Annotated in this window: 14 protein-coding genes; 8 read left to right on the top strand and 6 right to left on the bottom strand. The window is 55.2% G+C overall.

Going from position 1 to position 19,980, the window contains the following annotated elements:
* Positions 1 to 199: 199 nt before the first annotated feature.
* Positions 200 to 2,968, top strand: a complete 2,769-nt coding sequence (acnA, locus tag ACNQ6O_RS00850) for an aconitate hydratase AcnA (protein WP_418051365.1) — start codon at positions 200 to 202, stop codon at positions 2,966 to 2,968.
* A 34-nt stretch (positions 2,969 to 3,002) separates the two neighbouring features.
* Here the strand turns inward: acnA and ACNQ6O_RS00855 are convergent, their stop codons facing one another.
* Together ACNQ6O_RS00855 and ACNQ6O_RS00860 are read right to left on the bottom strand one after the other, a co-directional pair.
* Positions 3,003 to 5,066 carry a GAF domain-containing protein gene (locus tag ACNQ6O_RS00855; RefSeq protein WP_418051366.1) on the bottom strand — a complete coding sequence of 688 codons (2,064 nt, stop codon included), beginning with the start codon at positions 5,064 to 5,066 and terminating at the stop codon, positions 3,003 to 3,005.
* A complete protein-coding gene (locus tag ACNQ6O_RS00860; RefSeq protein WP_418051367.1) occupies positions 5,063 to 6,838 on the bottom strand; it encodes an ATP-binding protein in 1,776 nt (591 codons plus the stop codon). Before ACNQ6O_RS00860 ends, ACNQ6O_RS00855 begins: the two co-directional genes overlap by 4 nt.
* A 97-nt stretch (positions 6,839 to 6,935) precedes the next feature.
* On the opposite strand from ACNQ6O_RS00860, the gene ACNQ6O_RS00865 reads away from it, so the two are divergent.
* From ACNQ6O_RS00865 to ACNQ6O_RS00885, 5 genes are all read left to right on the top strand, one after another.
* Entirely contained in the window at positions 6,936 to 8,651 is a 1,716-nt protein-coding gene (locus ACNQ6O_RS00865) for a diguanylate cyclase (RefSeq protein WP_418051368.1), read from the top strand.
* An 11-nt stretch (positions 8,652 to 8,662) separates the two neighbouring features.
* A complete protein-coding gene (locus ACNQ6O_RS00870; protein WP_418051369.1) occupies positions 8,663 to 9,808 on the top strand; it encodes a response regulator in 1,146 nt (381 codons plus the stop codon).
* Complete coding sequence (locus tag ACNQ6O_RS00875) at positions 9,798 to 10,193, top strand: response regulator (protein WP_418052248.1); 396 nt, start codon at positions 9,798 to 9,800, stop codon at positions 10,191 to 10,193. Before ACNQ6O_RS00870 ends, ACNQ6O_RS00875 begins: the two co-directional genes overlap by 11 nt.
* Positions 10,194 to 10,290: 97 nt before the next feature.
* Positions 10,291 to 10,602, top strand: coding sequence for a DUF2288 domain-containing protein (locus ACNQ6O_RS00880; protein WP_418051370.1), 312 nt, complete (start codon positions 10,291 to 10,293; stop codon positions 10,600 to 10,602).
* Positions 10,603 to 10,671: 69 nt separating this feature from the next.
* Entirely contained in the window at positions 10,672 to 11,580 is a 909-nt protein-coding gene (locus tag ACNQ6O_RS00885) for a lysine exporter LysO family protein (RefSeq protein ID WP_418051371.1), read from the top strand.
* On the opposite strand, the gene ACNQ6O_RS00890 is transcribed toward ACNQ6O_RS00885, so the two are convergent.
* Together ACNQ6O_RS00890 and ACNQ6O_RS00895 are read right to left on the bottom strand one after the other, a co-directional pair.
* Positions 11,577 to 12,785, bottom strand: coding sequence for an HD-GYP domain-containing protein (locus tag ACNQ6O_RS00890; RefSeq protein WP_418051372.1), 1,209 nt, complete (start codon positions 12,783 to 12,785; stop codon positions 11,577 to 11,579). The genes ACNQ6O_RS00885 and ACNQ6O_RS00890 overlap by 4 nt on opposite strands.
* Positions 12,782 to 13,591, bottom strand: a complete 810-nt coding sequence (locus ACNQ6O_RS00895) for a TatD family hydrolase (protein WP_418051373.1) — start codon at positions 13,589 to 13,591, stop codon at positions 12,782 to 12,784. The genes ACNQ6O_RS00890 and ACNQ6O_RS00895 overlap by 4 nt, the downstream gene beginning before the upstream one ends.
* Positions 13,592 to 13,725: 134 nt before the next feature.
* Between ACNQ6O_RS00895 and ACNQ6O_RS00900 the strand changes: the two genes are divergently transcribed.
* Both ACNQ6O_RS00900 and ACNQ6O_RS00905 read left to right on the top strand, forming a co-directional pair.
* Positions 13,726 to 15,003 carry a D-amino acid dehydrogenase gene (locus tag ACNQ6O_RS00900; RefSeq protein WP_418051374.1) on the top strand — a complete coding sequence of 426 codons (1,278 nt, stop codon included), beginning with the start codon at positions 13,726 to 13,728 and terminating at the stop codon, positions 15,001 to 15,003.
* An 82-nt stretch (positions 15,004 to 15,085) separates the two neighbouring features.
* Entirely contained in the window at positions 15,086 to 16,222 is a 1,137-nt protein-coding gene (locus tag ACNQ6O_RS00905) for a methyltransferase (protein WP_418051375.1), read from the top strand.
* Positions 16,223 to 16,279: 57 nt separating this feature from the next.
* Here ACNQ6O_RS00905 and ACNQ6O_RS00910 read toward each other — a convergent pair whose 3' ends face one another.
* Entirely contained in the window at positions 16,280 to 17,467 is a 1,188-nt protein-coding gene (locus ACNQ6O_RS00910; protein WP_418051376.1) for an OmpA family protein, read from the bottom strand.
* 136 nt (positions 17,468 to 17,603) lie between these two features.
* Complete coding sequence (locus ACNQ6O_RS00915) at positions 17,604 to 19,880, bottom strand: ATP-dependent helicase (protein WP_418052249.1); 2,277 nt, start codon at positions 19,878 to 19,880, stop codon at positions 17,604 to 17,606.
* Positions 19,881 to 19,980: the final 100 nt, after the last annotated feature.

The following is a 19,980-nucleotide window of genomic DNA, read 5'->3' on the forward strand; positions in this document are numbered from 1 at the left end:
TTCTAGGTGTTCGTCAGCTTTTGCTAACGTCTAGCAGTATTCACCAAAGCTTTTGATGTTAACAATAGGGTGATAATAGTTGTGTCGCTATTTTAGTCGTGTGCATGAGTATTTACCGACCAATGGTTGAAGTCTGCGTTTTCGGTGCGATAGTTAAGTATAAGGACAAAACCGAGAGCGTAATTAGAGGAGGCAACGCATGTCGAATCGATCGTCAAGTTCCAACAGTCTGAGTACTCTCTCCACCCTCGATGCCGGTGGCAAGACATTTCACTATTACAGTCTGAAAAAGGCCGAAGAATCTTTGGGCGATCTGCAGCGTTTGCCCTTCTCTTTAAAGGTTTTAATGGAGAACCTGCTGCGCAACGAAGATGGCGTGACTGTCGACCGTTCCCATATCGACGCCATGGTGCAGTGGCTGAAAGATCGAAAATCCGACACTGAAATCCAGTTCCGCCCGGCCAGGGTGTTGATGCAAGACTTTACTGGGGTGCCCGGTGTTGTAGATCTCGCCGCGATGCGCGAAGCGGTCAAAAAGGCCGGGGGCGACCCGGCCCTGATCAACCCGTTGTCGCCAGTGGATCTGGTGATTGACCACTCGGTGATGGTGGATAGCTTCGGCTCGTCTTCGTCGTTTGGAAAGAACGTTGAAATCGAGATGAGGCGAAACCAAGAGCGCTATGAATTTCTGCGCTGGGGTCAGCAAGCCTTTGATAACTTCCGTGTGGTTCCGCCGGGAACCGGCATCTGTCACCAGGTGAACCTGGAATACCTCGGTAAGACCGTTTGGCAAAAGCAGGAAGGTGATAAAACCATCGCCTATCCAGACACGCTGGTGGGGACCGACTCCCACACCACCATGATTAACGGCCTGGGCATTTTGGGCTGGGGCGTAGGTGGCATTGAAGCCGAAGCCGCGATGCTTGGGCAGCCGGTGTCGATGCTGATTCCGGAAGTGGTCGGCTTCAAAATGACCGGTAAATTGCGTGAAGGCATCACCGCCACCGACTTGGTGCTGACCGTGGTCGAAATGCTGCGTAAAAAAGGTGTGGTCGGTAAGTTTGTGGAGTTCTACGGCGATGGCTTGAAAGACATGCCAGTAGCTGACCGTGCCACGATTGCTAACATGGCACCGGAGTACGGTGCTACCTGCGGTTTCTTCCCGGTGGACGACCAAACCCTGAAGTATTTACGCCTGACTGGCCGTGACGACGAGCAGATCGCACTGGTTGAAGCCTACGCCAAAGCGCAAGGTCTATGGCGTGAGCCCGGCCATGAGCCGGTATACACTGCCACATTGGAACTCAACATGGATGATGTTGAAGCCAGTATGGCCGGGCCGAAGCGGCCTCAGGACCGGGTCGCTCTGAAAAACATGAAGGCCGCCTTTGAGCTGCTGATGGCAACCAACGAGGGTGGCCCTAATACGGCTGATAAGCGTGATGCCGAGCTGGAGTCCGAGGGTGGGCAAACCGCGGTAGGCGTTGATAAAAGCTACCACCACCACTGCAGCCGGTCGATAACCGTGAACGGTGAGGAAACCCGTTTGGACCCGGGCGCGGTGGTCATTGCGGCCATCACCTCCTGTACCAACACGTCCAATCCTAGTGTGATGATGGCTGCCGGTTTGGTCGCACGAAAAGCGGTGGAAAAAGGTCTGAAAACCAAGCCTTGGGTGAAAACCTCTTTAGCACCCGGTTCCAAGGTGGTGACGGAATATCTGAATGCCGGTGGCTTCCAGGAAGACCTGAACACGTTGGGCTTTGACCTGGTGGGTTACGGCTGCACAACCTGTATCGGTAACTCCGGCCCCCTACCGGATGAAGTCGAAAAAGCCATCGCAGATGGCGATATCACCGTGGCATCGGTGCTATCGGGTAACCGTAACTTTGAAGGGCGTATTCATCCGCTGGTGAAAACCAACTGGTTGGCGTCACCCCCGTTGGTGGTGGCCTATGCCCTGGCCGGTAACGTCCGGTTGAACTTGCACGAAGATCCGCTGGGTAACGACAAGGATGGCAACCCGGTCTATCTGAAAGACCTATGGCCCAGCCAGCAGGAAGTTGCCGACGCTGTGGAAAAGGTGAAAACCAGTATGTTCCGCAGTGAATACGCAGCCGTATTCGATGGCGATGCCACCTGGCAGGCGATCGATGTGCCGAACACCAAGGTCTATAATTGGTCCGACGATTCCACCTACATCCAGCACCCGCCGTTCTTTGAAGGCATGGGCCCTGAGCCGGACCCAGTGGAAGATATCCGGGATGCGCATATTCTGGCTTTGTTGGGTGATTCGGTGACGACTGACCACATCTCCCCCGCTGGCTCCTTCAGCCCGGATAGTCCTGCCGGGAAGTACCTGCAGGCGAGGGGCGTTGAACCGAAGAACTTTAACTCTTACGGTTCCCGTCGAGGCAACCACGAGGTGATGATGCGGGGCACCTTTGCCAACGTGCGCATCCGAAACGAGATGCTGGACGGTGTTGAAGGAGGTTTCACGAAATTCGTACCCACCGGCGAGCAAATGCCGATTTACGATGCCGCCATGAAGTATCAGGAGAAGGGAACGCCTCTGGTGGTCATTGCCGGTAAGGAATACGGCACCGGTTCAAGCCGGGACTGGGCCGCTAAAGGCACTCGGCTACTGGGCGTGCGGGCTGTAGTGGCAGAATCCTACGAGCGGATTCACCGTTCTAACCTGATCGGTATGGGGGTGATGCCCCTGCAGTTCCCGGATGGTGAAAACCGACAATCCTTGAAACTGACTGGGGAAGAGACCATCAGCATCGAAGGGCTGTCGGGTGACATCAAGCCGGGTGAGACCCTGAAAATGACCGTGAAGTACGCGGATGGCTCTACCAAAACCTGTGACTTGAAGTCACGGATCGACACGGCTAATGAGGCGGTCTACTTCATGCACGGAGGCATCCTGCACTATGTGGTGCGAGAAATGCTGAAATCTGCATGAGATTGAACCGAAGCAGGTAACTCGCCTGCTTCGGTTACTTCTTCTCGGCCGGGCCCTGAATGGGCACTGAAAGCCAGAACGTGGCTCCGGCCCCTTCCTCCGATTCGTAGCCGACATCTCCACCCATGGCTTGCATAAGCTGTTTGGTGATCGCAAGGCCGAGCCCTGTACCTTCCTTTGCGCGGGCTGACGAGCCGTCTGCTTGAGCAAACTTCTCGAAAATGCGATCTCGAAAGCTCTCGGGAACCCCGGTGCCCTTGTCTGAAACCTCGACCACCGCCTGATCGCCAACTTTGCGGATTTCGATCGTGACATCCTCGTGAGCAGGTGAAAACTTCACCGCATTGGAGAGCAGATTAGTGACCGCCTGTTGAAGCCGTTGTGGATCAATATGGGCTTTAAGGCCCGGGGACTTTTCCAGTTGTCGCAATTGGATGTGCTTCTGATTGGCATAAGACTGTATGTGTTCGACAGCGGTTGAGACGACCTCAGCGATGGAACTCTGTTCCAAGGCCATCATCATGTTTCCGCTGATCAGCTTTTCGATGTCGAGAAGATCATCGATCAGCGTACGGAGTTGGTCGGTATTGCGATGCGCGATTTGCAACATCTGCTGTGTTTTCTCTGAAAGCTGGCCTGTCGCCCCCCCAATAATCAGCCCTAAAGATCCGGCAATCGAGGTCAATGGTGTTCGCAGCTCATGACTGACGGTTGAGACGAACTGGTTCTTCATTTCTTCGTTCTTCCGCCGCTCATCGATATCGACGATATAGCCGTGCCACAAGATGCTGCCTTCAGGCAGCTTCTCAGGATTGGCTTTACCCTCTATCCAGCGCCAGTGGCCTTCCGGGGACAGAATGCGGTATTGCGTCTCCCAAGGCTCGAGAGCCTCAGCGGATTGTTTGATGGATTCGGCTACTCGAGGCAGATCGTCCGGGTGTATGCGGTCAAACGCCGGAGTCGCATCTTCGAGAACGTCGTCGGCAGCCAGGCTGAAGATATTCTGAATGCCTTCGCTGGTGTAGGGGAAACTGCTGTGGCCATCGGGCCACAGCCGATACTGGTAGAGCATGCCAGGGGCATTCGAGACCAGTTTATCGAGAGTTGCGGCTTGGTCTTGTTGCTGTATAAGATCTGCGACCCAGCGGGCGAGCAGGCTGACGAAGGTTTTTTCCGTCTCGGTGAATCCCGGCAGCCGTGGTGAGGAGGATGAAAAATTCAGCGTGCCAACGGCCTCGCCATTAACCCATATGGGGCCAGCCAAATAGCTTTCCAGCCCGAAAAGCTCGTAACAAGGCAAGTCGCGATAGAGCGAAGCCGCCATGTGATCGATCGCCAGCACGTCGGGCTGATTCATCAAAATGGCGCAGTAGGTCTGGGCAAGAGGCAGAGTCAGTCCATTCTGCAACGAAGGTGCTTGCCGCTCGTGATGCCAGAGTATGGTGTAAGCTTCACCTTCGATTTTGCTGACGATGGCGGTATCGATATTCAGGTACTGGCAGGCGATAGCCAATGCGCGTTCGATTCGTTCGCCAGTAGTACCACTCGTATCTAGCGCGATGTCATTGAGAATATTAAGGGCCCGAGTACGTTCTGTGTAGTAGCTGTTCAGCTCCTGATATCGGAATTCCCGTTCCACGATATCCGCGAAGTCTCGCAATTCTTGCTGATCCTTTTCGGAAAAACTCCTTGGCGAGTTATCGATCAGGCACAAGGTCCCCAAGCGGTAACCTTCAAGGTCAGCCAAGGGCGCCCCTGCGTAAAAGCGAATGTCGGGAGGGCCTGTAACCAATGGGTTGTCGGCGAATCGCTCATCCTCGAGAGCGTTCTCCACAATGAAAACGTTGCGGTCGAGGATGGCGTGCCCGCAGAACGAGATGTCCCGCCCAGTTTCCTTCGCGTCAAGGCCGTAACAGGATTTAAACCACTGACGGTCTGAATCGACCAGTGATACTAAACAAATCGGTACCTCGAAAAGCCGGGCGGCGAGGCGGGTAATCCGATCAAAGCGCTCCTCCGGCGGGGTGTCGAGCAATTGGGTTGTGCGGAGAGCGGCGAGCCTGCTGGCCTCATTCGAAGGGTAGTCAGGCGCTTTCATGAGGGCTTCCTTTCGGGCGAGTTGTTTTTGGGTAGATCAAGCCAGAAGTGGGTACCGTTATCGTAAAAGTAGCCCACGTCACCTTGCATGAGTTCGGCCAGCTCTTTGCAGATAGCCAGCCCCAGTCCGGTGCCTGATTTGGCCCGAGACGATCCGATCTCTGCCTGTGCGAATCTCTGGAACAAATTCGGTACAAAGTGTTCGGGTACGCCTTCGCCTTGGTCGCTAACGGTAATGCGGACATGACCTGTCGGGTTAGCTTCGGCCTTCACGACGATCAGCCCGTCCCGTGGCGAATACTTGATGGCGTTACTGATGAAGTTATTGAGGATTTGTCTTAATCGCTCTGGATCGGCACACGCGGTCAAGTGCTCAGTGTGTTCGTGTGCCAGATGAACGCCGTACTGCGTTGCCATGGTTTGATTGCCTTCGCAGGCTTTTTGGATGGCATCACCTATCTGGGTTGTCGTGGTGTTGATGCTCAGTTTGCCCGATATCGCTTTGTCAAAGTCTAACAGGTCGGTGATCAGTGCTTGTAAGTGCTCACCATTGCGCAGGGCCACTTTGATTAAGTAAGTGGCCTTGTCCGGAAGCTGCCCAGTAGCTCCGGAGTTCAGTAGTTTCAAGGAGCCGTTGATAGATGTCAGTGGGGTGCGAAGCTCATGACTGACGTTGGAGACGAACTGGCTCTTGAGTGTATCCAGGTTTTCCCGCTCGTTCATCATGGCGTTGAACGCTCGGGCCAGGTTCCGGGTTTCGGTTGTGCCGGTTACGCTCAACCGCCGGTTTAATGCGTTGCCGGTGGTCATTTCGTGAATTTTCTCGGACATACTGCTGAGGCTATGGGTTGCGGCTCGGGTCAGGAGATAAGAGAAAAACAGCAGTGGCACCATGACCGCAACGCTGGCCCAAAGGAAATTCTGAAACCAGGCTTGAGCGGGTTGAGTAGCTTTAGCATAAGGGGCTGCGCTGAGAAAGAGCCAGCCAAGTCGGTCAAGGTGTTGGGTTGCGTACACCCATCGTTTGCCGGATCGATCGGTAACCACCCCGGTGTGCACTCCGGATAAAGCTGCATCAACAAGGATATCTTCTCCCGGCGGTGGTAGGTCGGGTGCTGGGGCTCCCGGTTGTAGCGCATCTACCTGAATAAAGTGCCCGGTATCCAGTACTTTCAGGAGGGTGCCGGTTTCGGGATCCAGGTCGTCAGGAAGAATGCCTCGTTGAGTCAGGTTGATCGTGCCGCCTGCAAGGCCTAATAAATCGCCATCGTCGCTCCGTATTGGGGCCAGGAAGGAGAGCAGCGGTAATCCGGTCCTCCGGCCAATGATTGGACGGCTGACCAAGGGTTCATCGATAGCCATGGCGCGTTTGAAGTGAGGGCGGTCCGCATACGACGTTCCTATTCGGTTAGGTACGAAGCGGTTTTCAGCAATCGCCACGCCGTAACTATCGAAAATGAGCAAATCGCCCTGAAACAATCGTTCCAATCCTGGCTGTCGCCCCATCGAAAACTGGAGTTGTGCCATTGGCAGCAGATTTTGACCATCGGTTAAGGTGCTGGCGAAGGCGCCTAGAGAACTCAGCCGAATGGACAGTTCTTCATTAACCCGGCTAGCGATCGAGTTGGCTTGAAGTGCTTGTCTTTCTGTCAAGACCTCTTCGAAATCGTGGAGTAATCGGCCGTAAGCAATAAACAAAATCAGGCATACGCTGAAAATGATGCTCAGGCTGGTAATCAGGACAACTCGGGTGCCAAGGTTGAGTGTTTTCAAGGAAGACTCTTATCGTTGTGGTCGTAATGATGAAAACATGCTTACATAAGTGAGGATAGTGGAATTCTTCTGCTGAATGAACTGGTGAGGGGATGCTTTGACCACCGCAGCCAATGATCAACTTCAGAAACGCTTGAAACTGCTGCAAGATCGGTTTGTTGAAAGAGCTCAAGGCGATGTAGAAATATTGGGCAATTTTGCCCGGCAGATTGAGCAACAACAAGTGAGCCGTGCAGATTTGGTGGAATGCTACCAGTTGCTGCATCGAATGGCGGGGTCTGCGGGGACGTTCGGGCTTCCGGAGCTTGGTGCAGCGGCACGCACGATCGAAAATCAGCTCAAACCTATTGTTGAGACAACGGCCCGGCGAGAGAAGAGTCAGGCGGTCGGTGTTGCCTTATCGGTCGATGTCGCCACGGCTATTCACAAGCTGGCGGTACTGGTTCAAAAAGGTACGGATCAATCGAAGGCACAGCTTGTTGATGCGAAGCCCCATCAGCCGATAGATGCTTATGAAGGCGCTCACGGCATGCAAGTTCAGGTGATGGCTCTTGCGCATGATGCGGGCTATCTGTCGGGCCTGATGGCCGATTTGCAGGGTTACGGGTTTGCCGGTGACTTGGTGTCCTTGAGCGATCCACACGCTGCTGTAGCAGACCTGAAGCAGCGTGTGGGTGCGACCATTCTTTTGTGTCAGGACTCCGACCTGCGTGATGTACTCAGCTTTCGCGAAGCACACCTGGAAAAAAACGATCATCGCCGTTTTCCGGTGGTTGGTATCGGTCGTCAAAATACGTTTGAGAGCCTTTATCAAGTTGCGGAACAGGGTGCGACGGCGTATTTCAGTGAACCTCTGGATATGCCTGCGCTGGCGGAACGAATTGAATCGCTTGCATTGGAGCGTGGAGCCCGTCCTCAGGGCCGCGTGCTGATCGTTGATGATGATAAGGAGCTGGGTGAACGTTATTGTCTGGTGTTGAGCAACGCTGGCATGAAAACCAAGCTGGTCTCTGACCCGACGAAGATGATGTCTGCCTTGTCAGCGTTCGAACCAGACATCGTTTTGATGGACGTGCAATTGCGCGCCCATTCGGGGGTCACCTTGGCTCGAATGATACGTTATGAGCCGCGTTGGTTGGGCTTGCCCATTGTGTATTTGTCGTCAGAAGACAACCCGGAAACCCAGCTCGACGCTCTGGCTAAAGGAGCCGACGAGTTTCTGGTAAAGCCGGTCACCGACGAGTATTTGATTCGCTCTGTTCGCATTCGTTGCTACCGAGCTCGCCAGTTGTCCGATTTGATGAACCGCGACAGCCTGACGGGCTTGCTCAAACACTCATTGATCAAGCAGGAAGTAGAGCGGGAGCTAGCCCGTTGCCGTCGCGCCGGTCATTTATCCTGCGTAGTGATGTTGGATCTGGATCACTTCAAGAGGGTGAACGATACCTGGGGTCATGGACAGGGGGATATCGTCATTCGAACGCTTGCGCACCTATTGCGTAATCGCCTCAGAGAGTCCGATACCATCGGGCGTTATGGAGGCGAAGAGTTTTTGGTGGTGTTGTCCGACTGCTCGGCCGAGCAAGCCGCGGAGTTGATAGACGACATCCGGATCAGATTCTCCGAGCTGGTATTCACCTCGGGCGACGACAGCTTTCATGTGACGATGAGTGCGGGCGTTGCCGCCATTAATGATTACCCATTAGCCAGTGAGGCCATTGAGGCAGCAGACCAGGCACTCTACGAACGAAAGCAGGCAGGGCGTAATGGTGTGACCGTGTATAAACGCCAAGACGGATATCAGGATGATTGAGGAATGGACCATTGAAGGCCTTGGTACTGGAAGACGACGAGTTAGTCGGTGAGTTGATTGAAACGATTGTGGCGGGATTCAATGGCGTGCAAGTCACGTTGGCACGTTCATTGACGGAAGCAAAAAGGTATTTGGCAGAAAGCCCGCATGAATTGTATCTGGTGGACTGGGAGTTGCCAGACGGGTCGGGCTTGGAGCTGGTGAAGCAGATAAGGCGAACCGATTCGGTGGTGCCTGTGGTCATCGTTTCGGGGCGGTCGGATCGCGAGTCTGTTATTAAAGCCGCCCATTATGGCATCAGCGGGTACATCACCAAGCCGCTGGATGTAGAACTCCTGCATCGTCGTCTGATGGATCTTATCCCGGCTCTCAGCGTTGAAAACGCTTCCGTGCACGAGTTTATGGCCAAGTCTTCGAATGCGGTGGTTCAGTTGCCGACCGATCTGGACCCGACCGACATTCTTGAGTTGATCGGGCGAGCCGATACCTTGTCAGCCTCGGAATTGGCCGAGCGCTGGCGTGAACAAATCGGTTTGACGGCCCGCATTCTTGACGTGGCAAACAGCAATTCGTTCCGGCGCACCGGTGAACCGGTGGAGTCGCTGAGGGCCGCTATCGGGAGTATTGGCGTTTCCATGGCCCTGAGCCAGGCATTGGCTCTGTCGTTGGATGTGTCGGCCAAACTGACCCGCCCGGAACTGAAATCGTTCGCCGACCGTTATCAGGAGGTTTCGCTTCGGGTCGCTCGGGATGCAAACCAGATTGCGATCCGATTGGGAAAAACATCCACCATGTATCGGAGTGCCGGGCTCTTGAGTCGTCTGGGCGAAATGGCGGTGCTCAAAGTGCTGAATCAGTTTGATGCTGCGGGCGGAACATTGGCTCAAGCCGAGATTGAACAATGTGTGGCCCGATGGTCTGAGGAGTACGGCAATCGGCTGAAAGTTCACTGGAAGTTCCCGTTAGGTTTGAGGGAATTAATAGGCGCTGTACATTTCTTGTCGCTAGACAATCACCGGGAAGGACCGATTATTATGCGAGCTGCGGCGTTGATCGCTGAAAACCGCCAAGACGAGAACGAGTGCCAGCGCTTGTTGCGCCAGCTCGGTTTGGACGCAAGTGAGTATGCTAAGGAGGCGCCGAGTGATGTCGTATGAGGGGACGAAATTGAACAAAGTTTTATACGTGGAAGACGATGCCGACATTCGCGCCATCGCGGAGTTGGCTTTGCAGGACGTCGGAGGTTTTTCCGCCGCGCTCTGCAGTTCAGGAGCAGAGGCCATTGAAGTCGCTCCGAACTTTCAGCCGGATTTGATTCTTTTGGATGTCATGATGCCGGAAATGGACGGCCCCGAAACCTTGCAGGAATTGCGCAAGCTTGAAGCGACTCAAAGCACTCCGGTCATTTTTATGACCGCTCGGATTCAGCGCTCGGAAATTGATGAATATCTATCGCTTGGTGCATTAGGTGTTATCCCCAAACCTTTCGATCCTATGACGCTAGCCGATGAGATACGCCGGATGTTTCAAGAAAGCGCCTGAATTGAGCCCAGCTCTGACGGTCGACCCAGGTGCGAAGAAAGGCGATTTGAGATAGGCTGTCGGCTTTGAAACAAGCGCAAGATTTATTGAGGATTGCATGTCATCTCCGGACGAACTGAAAGCCAAGCTCAACCTGGAAACCTCCCGCATTCATTGGCATGAATTGCAGACTTATTATGCTCGGGGCCACGTTGTGCGCGTAGAGCCAAATCTGGACCTTCTTGAAGTTGCTGCGCAGCTTACGGCCGATAATAAAGCGCAGTTCGAACAGTGGCTGGCGAGTGGTTCGGTTGGGGATGTGTCGCCAGATCTTGCCCGCGCCTGGTACGAGAAAAACAGCGAACTGTGGGCTGTCGTGGTCGCACCTTGGGTGTTAGTGCAGGACCGCTCCGCGAACAAGCTCCACTAAGTCTTTTTCTCCGATGGCGGGCATCCGTCTGCCTTCTTGCTCTTTCATATCTGTTTCCCAGAGGCTGTTATGCTCACCGGCGCTTTGCTGATTCTGGCCCCGCTGTTTTTGGGCTTTGCGTTTGCACTTTCCAATCGTCGCCTGATGACGGTGATTCACTATCTCGTCGAAGGGTTGGTGTACTTCATTTTGGTGTTGTTGGGGCTGGGCCTGGGGCAAATGGAGGACTTGCTGGCGCACCTTGGCACTATGGCCTATCAGGTGACCGGCCTAGTAGTCGCCATGTTGGTGGCAAATCTGGCCGCGCTTTGGTTGTTTCACTACTTTCTGCCGTTAGATATCGGGCCGAGTGATAAGGGTGCCAAGCCGGGGTATCGGCGGCTTTTTATGGCGGGCCTGAAACCGCTTCTGGCGGTGGTTTTGGGTGGATTTCTGGGCTACCTCTGGTTCTCCGAGCTGCCCATGGTTGAAGACGTTGCCACTTGGGCGTTGATGCTGCTTTTGTTTTTGATTGGTCTCCAGCTTCGCAATGCAGGCTTGTCGTTGCGCAAGCTCTTGATGAATCGTCAGGGCTTGGGGATTGCCCTGACTATGGGGGCGAGTTCACTGATTGCCGGGCTGGCTCTGACACCTTGGTTAAGTGTTCCGTGGAATCAGGCGCTGGCGATTGCTTCGGGCTTTGGCTGGTACTCCTTGTCCGGCATTATGATTGGTGATGCCATGGGGCCAGCTTGGGGCGGTGTGGCCTTTTTGAACGATGTTTTGCGAGAGATCATCGCCTTGGCACTGATTCCGGTAGTCATTTCGGCTCGGCCCGCTATGGCGATTGGGTACGGAGGGGCAACCTCTATGGACTTTACCCTGCCGGTGATTCGTAGCAGTGGAGGCTTGACGTGTGTGCCGGTCGCCATCGCCTCAGGGTTTTTGCTGTCGTTTCTGTCGCCTGTGTTGATGGGGGTGTTTCTGTCACTGGGTTAGATCAAAAATTTACCCACGTTGATTTTGTATACACTGGGATCGACTGCTCGTTGAATGCGGTCCTGAGTCCCCGGTTTGGAAAGGTCGACGCTGGTGACCGTGATCGGCATGCGAAATTTCGTATGGTACATGACGCGCACGACGGGGAGGCGCAAATCGTCTTCGTTGGTTTCGGTGACAACACCCAGCCGGCCGCTTTCCAGCAGCACCAGTGAGCCTACTGGGTATAGGCCGACACAATGTATAAAGTCCTGCACTAACGTAGCGTCAAGGTGAGAGCCGCTCCACTCCAGCAGTTTCTTAAGGCCTTGGGTTGGAGTCATTCCCTTGTGATAGGCACGGTCTGCGGTGATGGCATCGTAGACATCGGCGATGGCGACCATGCGCCCGTAGATTGAGATCTCCTCGCCCTTCAGACCTTCGGGATACCCTGTGCCATCTATACGCTCGTGGTGTTGTGCCGCTGTGATGACGGTAAGTTCGCCGATACCTTCGGTCGCGAGCAGAATGTCACGGGACTGACGGGCGTGAAGCTTCATCACCTCAAACTCTTCGGCTGTAAGGCGGCCGGCCTTATGCAGAATGTCATCCGGTGTCAGAATCTTTCCAAGATCGTGAAGCAAGGCACCGACAACCGTTTGGTGCAGGACATCGGCAGACAGCTTGCGATATTGCCCGAACAGGGTCATCAAGACACTCAGGTTAACGGAGTGTTCAAGCAGGTAGTTGTCTTTGTCACGAATGCGCCCCAGACACCCCAGTGCATTAGGGTTCCTGATCACGGAACTTTGCAGCTCGTCGGCCAGTTTGTGAATGGGGCTGATATCAATGGCAGCGCCGATTTTGACGTTGCCCATAAAGCTGTCGACCAGTCCTTGCGCTTGGGTGTGTATGCCTTGCGCAGTCCCCATTTCCAGTTCTAGGGGCACTTTTGGGGCGACCCCGGGCTTTTGCTCGCCGGCTTTTTGTAGCGCGTCTTCGTTGCGTTTATCGACTTCTGCGGCGGTTTCGTAGTCTTGAGTGTCCAGGCCCTTTTCAGCATCGATGTAGACGAACTGCACGCCCATGGCGCGAATTTTTTCGATGGTTACTTCATTCCGGATCACACCGCGCCTTTGATCGGTGTTGTGGGGTATCCAGTCGTTGTTGAGGTCGGTAATGTACATACCGACCTTCAACGCGGCGATAGGAATGCGTTTGATCATCGCTCGGGGAAAAACGTCCGTACGCTATTTTGATAGGTTTGAATGATTACCTCTTCCAGTGGCAAGTTTTTTACCTCCGCAATTTTTTCGGCGACAAAAGGCAGGTAGAACGGCGCATTCTCCTTGCCACGATAAGGTACCGGGGTCAGGAACGGGGCATCGGTTTCGAGAAGAATCTGGCTGATTGGCGTCATTCGAACGATGTCCCTTACGTTCTCCGCTTTATTGAACGTGGTAATACCATTAAAGCCTAAGTTCCAGCCTTGATCCAATGCATATTGAGCTAAGCCCGGGCCGGAGGTGAAGCTGTGGATCACACCGCGGCGTTTGAGGGAGGTTTCGAACTCTTTCAGGATCTCGATGGTTTCATCATCGGCCTCACGACTGTGGATAACCACTGGGCGGTCACTGTCACAGGCAATTTGCAGCTGGCGACGAAACACCTCGCGCTGGGTGGCCCGGTCGGCCTTGTCGTAGAAATAATCCAGCCCGATTTCCCCCACGGCAACGATTTTCTCGTCCTGAGCATGGGTACGTATTTCTTCCTCTACCTGATCGTTGTATGTTTCCGCCTCATGGGGGTGAATGCCCTGAGTTCCATATACCCAGTCTTTGATCTGGCTGAGCTCTCTGACTGCCGCCAGGTTATCTGGAGACACGGCAATGGTGATGACCTTTTCGATATTCACCTGCCGGCTTTGTTCGAGGGTGTCTTCCAGCGGCCGATCTTTCAGGTAATCCAGATGGCAGTGGGTCTCGATGATTGGGTGGTCAAATACGGGAATCTCGCGGCGTTTCTTGCTCATGTCCGGTGTCCTGACTCCATCTCGGAAGTTGAGTGGGTGCTATGCTGAGAGCGACTATGGTCGAGTTTACCAGTTTGCGCTGAACGAAGAGAGTAGGGTGTCATTTCAGAAGCGGTGATTAGGGGAAGAGCACCATGCATATTGTGGTTGTCGGTGGCGGTGTAGTGGGCATAACAACAGCAAGGGAGCTGGTGCGACGGGGCCATCAGGTAACGGTTCTGGAGCGACATTCGTTGGCGGGTAACGAAACCAGCAAGGGCAATGCGGCTCAGCGTTCTTACGGCGTGGTTTATCCCTGGGCCGATCCGTCGATGGTGCTGAAGGCGTTGCCTTGGCTGTTGAAAACCGATGGGCCCCTGAAAATGCGGATGCCACCCTCACTGGCGGCCACCCGGTTTTTATTGGCGACCCTTCGTTACGCGTGGTCCCCCGGATTGTTCGGACTTAACAAGCGGGCCATGTTGAGGCTGGGAGCTTTCAGTCGGGAACGATTCCTGGCATTGGAACAAGAGCACGATCTGGCGTTTGACGGCGCCCATGACGGGCTTCTGCACCTGGCCAGTACGCCAGACGCTTTGAATGATTTGCGGAAGATGCATGAGTTTCTCAACGAGGTAGGTGTGTCCTCACATCTGCTTTCGCCGCAAGAAGTTCGCGAAGTGGAGCCGGGCATGACCGGCGGTGGGCCGTTATACGGTGCGATACGGTACGACACCGATGGCACCGGCGATTGTCATTTGTTCTCCCGGGCTCTGGCCAAAGTGTGTGAAGACCTGGGCGTGAACTTCCGTTACGAGGTGGAGGTGGAAGCTTTGTTGGCGGATCAGCAGCGTGTTAATGCGGTGCAGTTCCGCACCGCGAGCGGCAAGCCTGAACGCTTGGAGGCGGATGCTGTTGTGGTGTCAGCCGGTTGTTGGTCACCGGAACTGGTCAAGCCTCTGGGGCTGACGCTGCCCATTTATCCGATCAAGGGCTACAGTATTACCGTTCCGCTGAGCGATCCTGAAAAGGCGCCTAAGGCAACGGTTCACGATGACAATTTTAAAGTGGTTTCTACCCGGCTGGGCAACCGTTTGAGAGCGACAGGGTTTGTTGAGTTGGCTGATTTCAACCGAGAGATTCCCGAGGCCCGAATCGCGACGATTAAAAAATCGGTGCAGTCCCGCTATCCCGGTTGTGCCGATCTGGATGCTGCCGAGACCTGGACCGGGTTCCGCCCGATGACACCGGATGGCCCTGCCATTATTGGCAAAGGGCCCCGCGACAACCTTTATTTGAATACTGGCCATGGCACCTTTGGCTGGACGCTGTCTGCTGGTAGTGCGGCGGTGATTGCTCAAGTCATTGATGGTGAAGAACCGGCGGTGCCGCTGGATGCGTTCCGGCCGGGTCGCTTCGCCGGGGGGCTTTAAGATTCCGTCGTTCTTCCAAAAATGGCAGGCCACCAATGATTGGTTAATGCAGCATGAGCTTTTTTGGCGACCGGTGCCGTTCATGGAGCCGAGGCCGGACTGGTGTCTGCCGCATCCCGATCTGGCCAGCTGGCTCGAGCAACTCTCAGATACAGATTGCGATTATTGGCACGAGCATTTGCTGGAGTTTGCGCAAGAAGCCGCGCACTTTGTGCCGGCGCTGGCGGCCTACGCCGAGCTGGTGTCCGTACCGAGTTTGTTCGGTCATGAGGGCGGCACTAAGGCCGCGTTGAAGGAAGTCGATGCAGCCGATATGCCCGGCCGCAAACGATTGCAAGCCGGCGCATTCGCAGCGACGGTTGCGCCCCTGAGCGGCAGTGTTCTGGACTGGTGTTGCGGCAAAGGTCATCTGGCCCGGACCTTGGTGGGTCAAGGGGCGGAAGAGGTGTTCGGCTTCGAGTGGGACGCTGAGCTGGTGCAGGATGGCAATCGGATCGCGGCAAAGTACGGAGATCCGGTGCGTGTCGCGCAGCAGGATGTAATGGCGGAGCAGCTGAGCTGGCCAGCTGTGGCCCATGGTGCGGCCTTGCACGCCTGTGGTGATCTGCACCGGCAACTGTTGCGCCGTGGCAGTGCGGCTGGGCTAGCCCGTTTAAGCGTGTCGCCTTGTTGTTATCACCTGGGCGGACGTGGCGAATACCAGATGCTCTCAGAACGGGCCCAGCAGTATCGGGGGGCGCTCAGTATGGATCGGAGCAGTCTTCGCTTGGCGGTGCAAGAGACGGTTACAGCGCCTGCCCGTGTACGGGCTCAGTCGGCTCGGATTCGCGCCTGGCGCTTGGGGTTCGACGCGCTTCAACGAAGTTTTTCCGAGAAGGGGCAGTACTTGCCGGTGCCTTCCCATCCGCCGAGTTTGAATAACGGTACTTTTGAGGAATTTTGCCGTTGGGCTGCCAACAAGAAACGAGTGGTTTTGCCATCTGTGGTCGATTGGCAACATTGGCAGGCTGTCGGAGAGCGCCGATCCCGGCAGGTTCGCCGTCACGAATTGCTCAGGCACCTGTTTCGGCGGCCGCTTGAGTTATGGTTGGTGTTGGATTACGCGGTTTATATGGAAGAGCAGGGCTATCGAGTGAATTTAGGGACGTTCTGCGAGCGTTCTTTGACGCCTCGAAATTTGCTGCTGGACGCGCAGCTCAAACTAACGAATAGCAAATAGCAAAAACAAAGAAGGCGCCCTAGGGCGCCTTCTTTGGTATGACCGAATCAAAGTGTCTTAGCGGAGCACTTGGATGCGGGCTTCTACACGACGGTTCTGGGCACGGCCAGCAGAGGTGTCGTTTGTTGCAATCGGCTCGGCTTCACCGTAGCCAACGGCGCTGACGCGATCGGCATCAACACCCAGTGCGGATACCAGGCGATCAGCTACGGCTTCAGCACGGCGCTGTGACAGGAAGCGGTTGTACTCAGCTTTACCGGTGTTGTCGGTATGGCCAGCAATCTCAACCGTTGTGCCCGGGTACTCTTCCATGAAATCGGCTACTTGGCGGATCTCTATGTCATAGGCCGAGTCAATGACCGAGCTGTTGGTAGGGAACTGAACACGCAGGTTGATGGTTTCGATTGTTTCGGTAACACCTTCACAACCGTTTTCGTCAACTTCAACACCGGCAGCCGTGTTCGGGCACTGGTCTTTGCTGTTGACCACGCCGTCGTTATCGCTGTCCAGCTCACAGCCACGGCTGTTAACTTCAGCGCCAGCCGGAGTGTTCGGGCACTGGTCTTTGCTGTCGGCTACGCCGTCGTTGTCGGTGTCCAGCTCACAACCGCGGCTATCAACCTGTGCGCCAGCCGGGGTGCTTGGGCATTGGTCGCGGGTGTCAGGCACGCCGTCGTTGTCGGCATCGGCCGGAACAGGGTCAGAGGTGGTGCGGTGGAACGCCCAGCTCAGGCCCAGAGAAGCCATGGTGTCGAAGGTGCTTTCATCAACGCCGTGGAATTCACGCAGATCAGCACGGATGGAGATCATGTCGCTGATGTTGTAACGGAAACCGGCGCCCACGTTGACACGAGTTTCGTCGTGGTTGGACCCAGCTGTACGCACAGGACCGCCTTCGAAGTCAGCGTGACCGGCACCCATGGAAACATACGGGTTCCAGGCTTTGTCCTGACCGGCAAAGTAGTAGAGGCCGTCTAAACGGATTTCATCAAAATCGGACTCGCCTGAGGTGTATTTGCGGTCGACATCGGCACGCGAGTACACAGCTTCTACGGCCCAATGAGGGCGGAAGCGGTATTCGATACCAACACCGTAGGTGTCGCTTTCGCTTAGGTCGCGCTTGTCACCAAAGTACTGGTAACCGGCGAACGGGTTCAGGTAAATGGTTTGCTGGCTTTCGGCCAAAGCGGGAGCTGTAAGGGTTGTAGCAAGGGCAGCTAGAGCCACCGGACGCATGAACTTCATGCGGAACCTCCTGTTTCGATTTTTAGAGTCCGATTATCTTTCGGAGACCTTTAGTCCACTAAAGAGTAGGGTAGTCGTCATAAAAACACAAAGTTATTACCGTGTTAACGCCTTCGGAGTTCTACGGATAGTGCAGCTACGTACTCGCCGTGAAATACAGGTGCGCACTCTTTTTACTGAAGTTCAGAGTGTCGGCATTGTCAAAGCGGACTTCGAAGGAGCTTTCGTCTTCACTGACCACCTCGCCGGCGCCAAATACTGTATGCGCGACACGACGGCTATGCCAGACGGGTTCCATTAAATCGGAGTCATTATCCGGCTCGATACCCTCAATTATTAAGCCCGCGCGACTGGCATAGCGGAGACTGACCGCAGTAGTGGCTTGGCCCAGTGCTAGAGGGGTTTCGGGTGCAGCCGTGTTTTCGTCAAGGTGCGAACCCAACTCGTTTGATAGCTCGTAGCAGAGCTCCGAAACAAACCGACTAGGCCCTTGATCGCCGTCCAAATGGGGCCTTTGACTGGCGGGTCGGGTGATTAGATGCAATGCGTGCCGCGCCCGGGTCATGCCGACGTACAACAGTCGCCGTTCGCTCTCCAGCAGGGCTTGTGCGTTGTCTTGAGGGCGAGGGCTGTACGGCAGGTATTTTTCTTGTAAGCCGGGAATAATCACCACCGGCCACTCCAAGCCTTTGGTGCGATGGATGGTGGACAGTAACACGCCTTGGTCTGCCTTCGCTCCGGCCTGCTGTTTCAGAGCTTTGAGGTGGTCCAGTGCACCGTTGGCATCGGTGTCCAGGCTTTTTAGGTAATCCCGGAAGCCTTGGATGGTGTCTATGCGTTCTTCGGCACTGTCGTGGGTCAGTGCCAGACTCCGGATGCCGTCATATAAGTCGGTGTGCTCGGCGTAGATTCGAATCAGGCCAGCGACCGGGCCTTTATAGCTGTTTAGTTGGGCCAAGACTTCACCAAGCTTACGCAGCTTTCGGGCCGGCATCGGTTGCAGGGCGTCAAAATCCATCGCCAGCAAGCGTTCGTGCCAGCTTTCTCCGAAACCCGCCAAAAACTGCGCCAGATTTTCCAGTTCGGGCTCTTTCAGACCAGCGTGGGGGAAGCGCAAGATTTGCCGGGCTATATCTACGCGGTCTGAATCGGGCAGCTGTTTGATGCGGCCACTGACCACCATCAACAGTGCGGTCATGGCCTGCACTTCCCGGCTGAAGAGGGCACCTTTGCCTGCATCTATCCGGTAGGGGATTTGCCGGGCCAGCAGTTTTAGTTCAATCGGTACGCTCTGGCTCCAGACCCGAAACAGCACGGCGGTCTGGTTATTTTCTTCAGGGCTGTGGCTTTGCAGAATCTTCAGTACTACATCGCCATCATTCTCCGCGCGGTGCAATTCGGCACGGGTTGCCGCCGCGGATGGGTGCGAATGGCAGAGCACGCCTTTCCGGCCGGTGTTGTGGCAGATCAGGTGATTGGCCAGCAGGGCAACTTGATGGCCATAGCGGAAGGTGTAGCTCAGAGTTTGTTCCAGCGGGCTTTCGAATTCGTCGCTGAACCGCCGCAAAATAAACTCCGGCTTGGCGCCGCGGAATTCATAGATAGTTTGGTCCGGGTCGCCGACCACGGTGACTCTGGCCCGATCGCCCGCCACGTAGCGTAGCAGCAGGTGCTGGATTTCATTGGTGTCCTGATATTCGTCCACCAGAATCAGGTCCATTTTATTGCCCACCAATCGCTGCAGTGGCGGGTTCTGGTGGATGGCCATGACCGGCTCGTAAATCATGTCGGCGTAGCTGATTCGGCCCTGGCTTTTGCGCCATTGTTCGAAGCTGTGGAACAGGTCGATCAGGTATTTGTGCTTGTCTGAGTAGCCCAGCTCTTCGAAGACGATTTCTGCGGGGGACAGGCAGGTTTTTACCAGATCGATGAAGCCGGTGGCGGTTTCTACATAGTCTTTTTTGTTGCGGCGAATTTCATCGGCCAGATCTTCGGGGGCCAGCCTGCGGGTGAGCATCCAGGCTTGGTAGCCGATTTCCTGTTCGGTGAGAATTTTGTCCGAAAAGCCCGGTAGGTAGCCTTCCCGCACGAAGCGTTTGTAGAGCCGGTAGCCCATGGCGTGGTAGGTGCGGATTTCCGGTGGTGCCAATCCGGACTGGTCGCAGACTTGCTGGAGTTTGCGCTCAAAGTCGACCCGGGCGCTGCGGTTGAACATGAGTACCAGTATGCGGTTGGGGTCGTGGCCTTGGGCCAGCAGGTAGCGAATGCGCCAGGCCAGGGTGGAGGTTTTTCCGCTACCCGCAACGGCGGTGATCACCGAGTGTTCGTAACCGGCGGTGATGATGTTCCGCTGTTCGTCGGTGAGGTAATCCGGGAGGAAGCTGGTGTCGGGTGTTTGGGGATTGGTTGGCATGGTGGGTATTGTACTTGGCAACTGGCGGTGGGGGTAGTTGGGCTCCATAATGGTTGCCTTCGCGTTCATTTCTAGTGCTATAGGCCCGCACCTTGTCGGG

This window comes from Marinobacter sp. SBS5 (assembly GCF_048285575.1).
Classification (GTDB): Bacteria; Pseudomonadota; Gammaproteobacteria; order Pseudomonadales; family Oleiphilaceae; genus Marinobacter.

What these genes read in the sequence shown, in the direction of transcription:
- ACNQ6O_RS00875 (WP_418052248.1), top strand. Translation starts at nt 9,798, where the DNA reads ATGTCGTATGAGGGGACGAAATTGAACAAAGTTTTATACGTGGAAGAC.
- acnA (WP_418051365.1), top strand. Translation starts at nt 200, where the DNA reads ATGTCGAATCGATCGTCAAGTTCCAACAGTCTGAGTACTCTCTCCACC.
- ACNQ6O_RS00885 (WP_418051371.1), top strand. Translation starts at nt 10,672, where the DNA reads ATGCTCACCGGCGCTTTGCTGATTCTGGCCCCGCTGTTTTTGGGCTTT.
- ACNQ6O_RS00910 (WP_418051376.1), bottom strand. Translation starts at nt 17,467, where the DNA reads ATGAAGTTCATGCGTCCGGTGGCTCTAGCTGCCCTTGCTACAACCCTT.
- ACNQ6O_RS00895 (WP_418051373.1), bottom strand. Translation starts at nt 13,591, where the DNA reads ATGAGCAAGAAACGCCGCGAGATTCCCGTATTTGACCACCCAATCATC.
- ACNQ6O_RS00890 (WP_418051372.1), bottom strand. Translation starts at nt 12,785, where the DNA reads ATGATCAAACGCATTCCTATCGCCGCGTTGAAGGTCGGTATGTACATT.
- ACNQ6O_RS00915 (WP_418052249.1), bottom strand. Translation starts at nt 19,880, where the DNA reads ATGCCAACCAATCCCCAAACACCCGACACCAGCTTCCTCCCGGATTAC.
- ACNQ6O_RS00905 (WP_418051375.1), top strand. Translation starts at nt 15,086, where the DNA reads ATGGAGCCGAGGCCGGACTGGTGTCTGCCGCATCCCGATCTGGCCAGC.
- ACNQ6O_RS00855 (WP_418051366.1), bottom strand. Translation starts at nt 5,066, where the DNA reads ATGAAAGCGCCTGACTACCCTTCGAATGAGGCCAGCAGGCTCGCCGCT.
- ACNQ6O_RS00900 (WP_418051374.1), top strand. Translation starts at nt 13,726, where the DNA reads ATGCATATTGTGGTTGTCGGTGGCGGTGTAGTGGGCATAACAACAGCA.
- ACNQ6O_RS00880 (WP_418051370.1), top strand. Translation starts at nt 10,291, where the DNA reads ATGTCATCTCCGGACGAACTGAAAGCCAAGCTCAACCTGGAAACCTCC.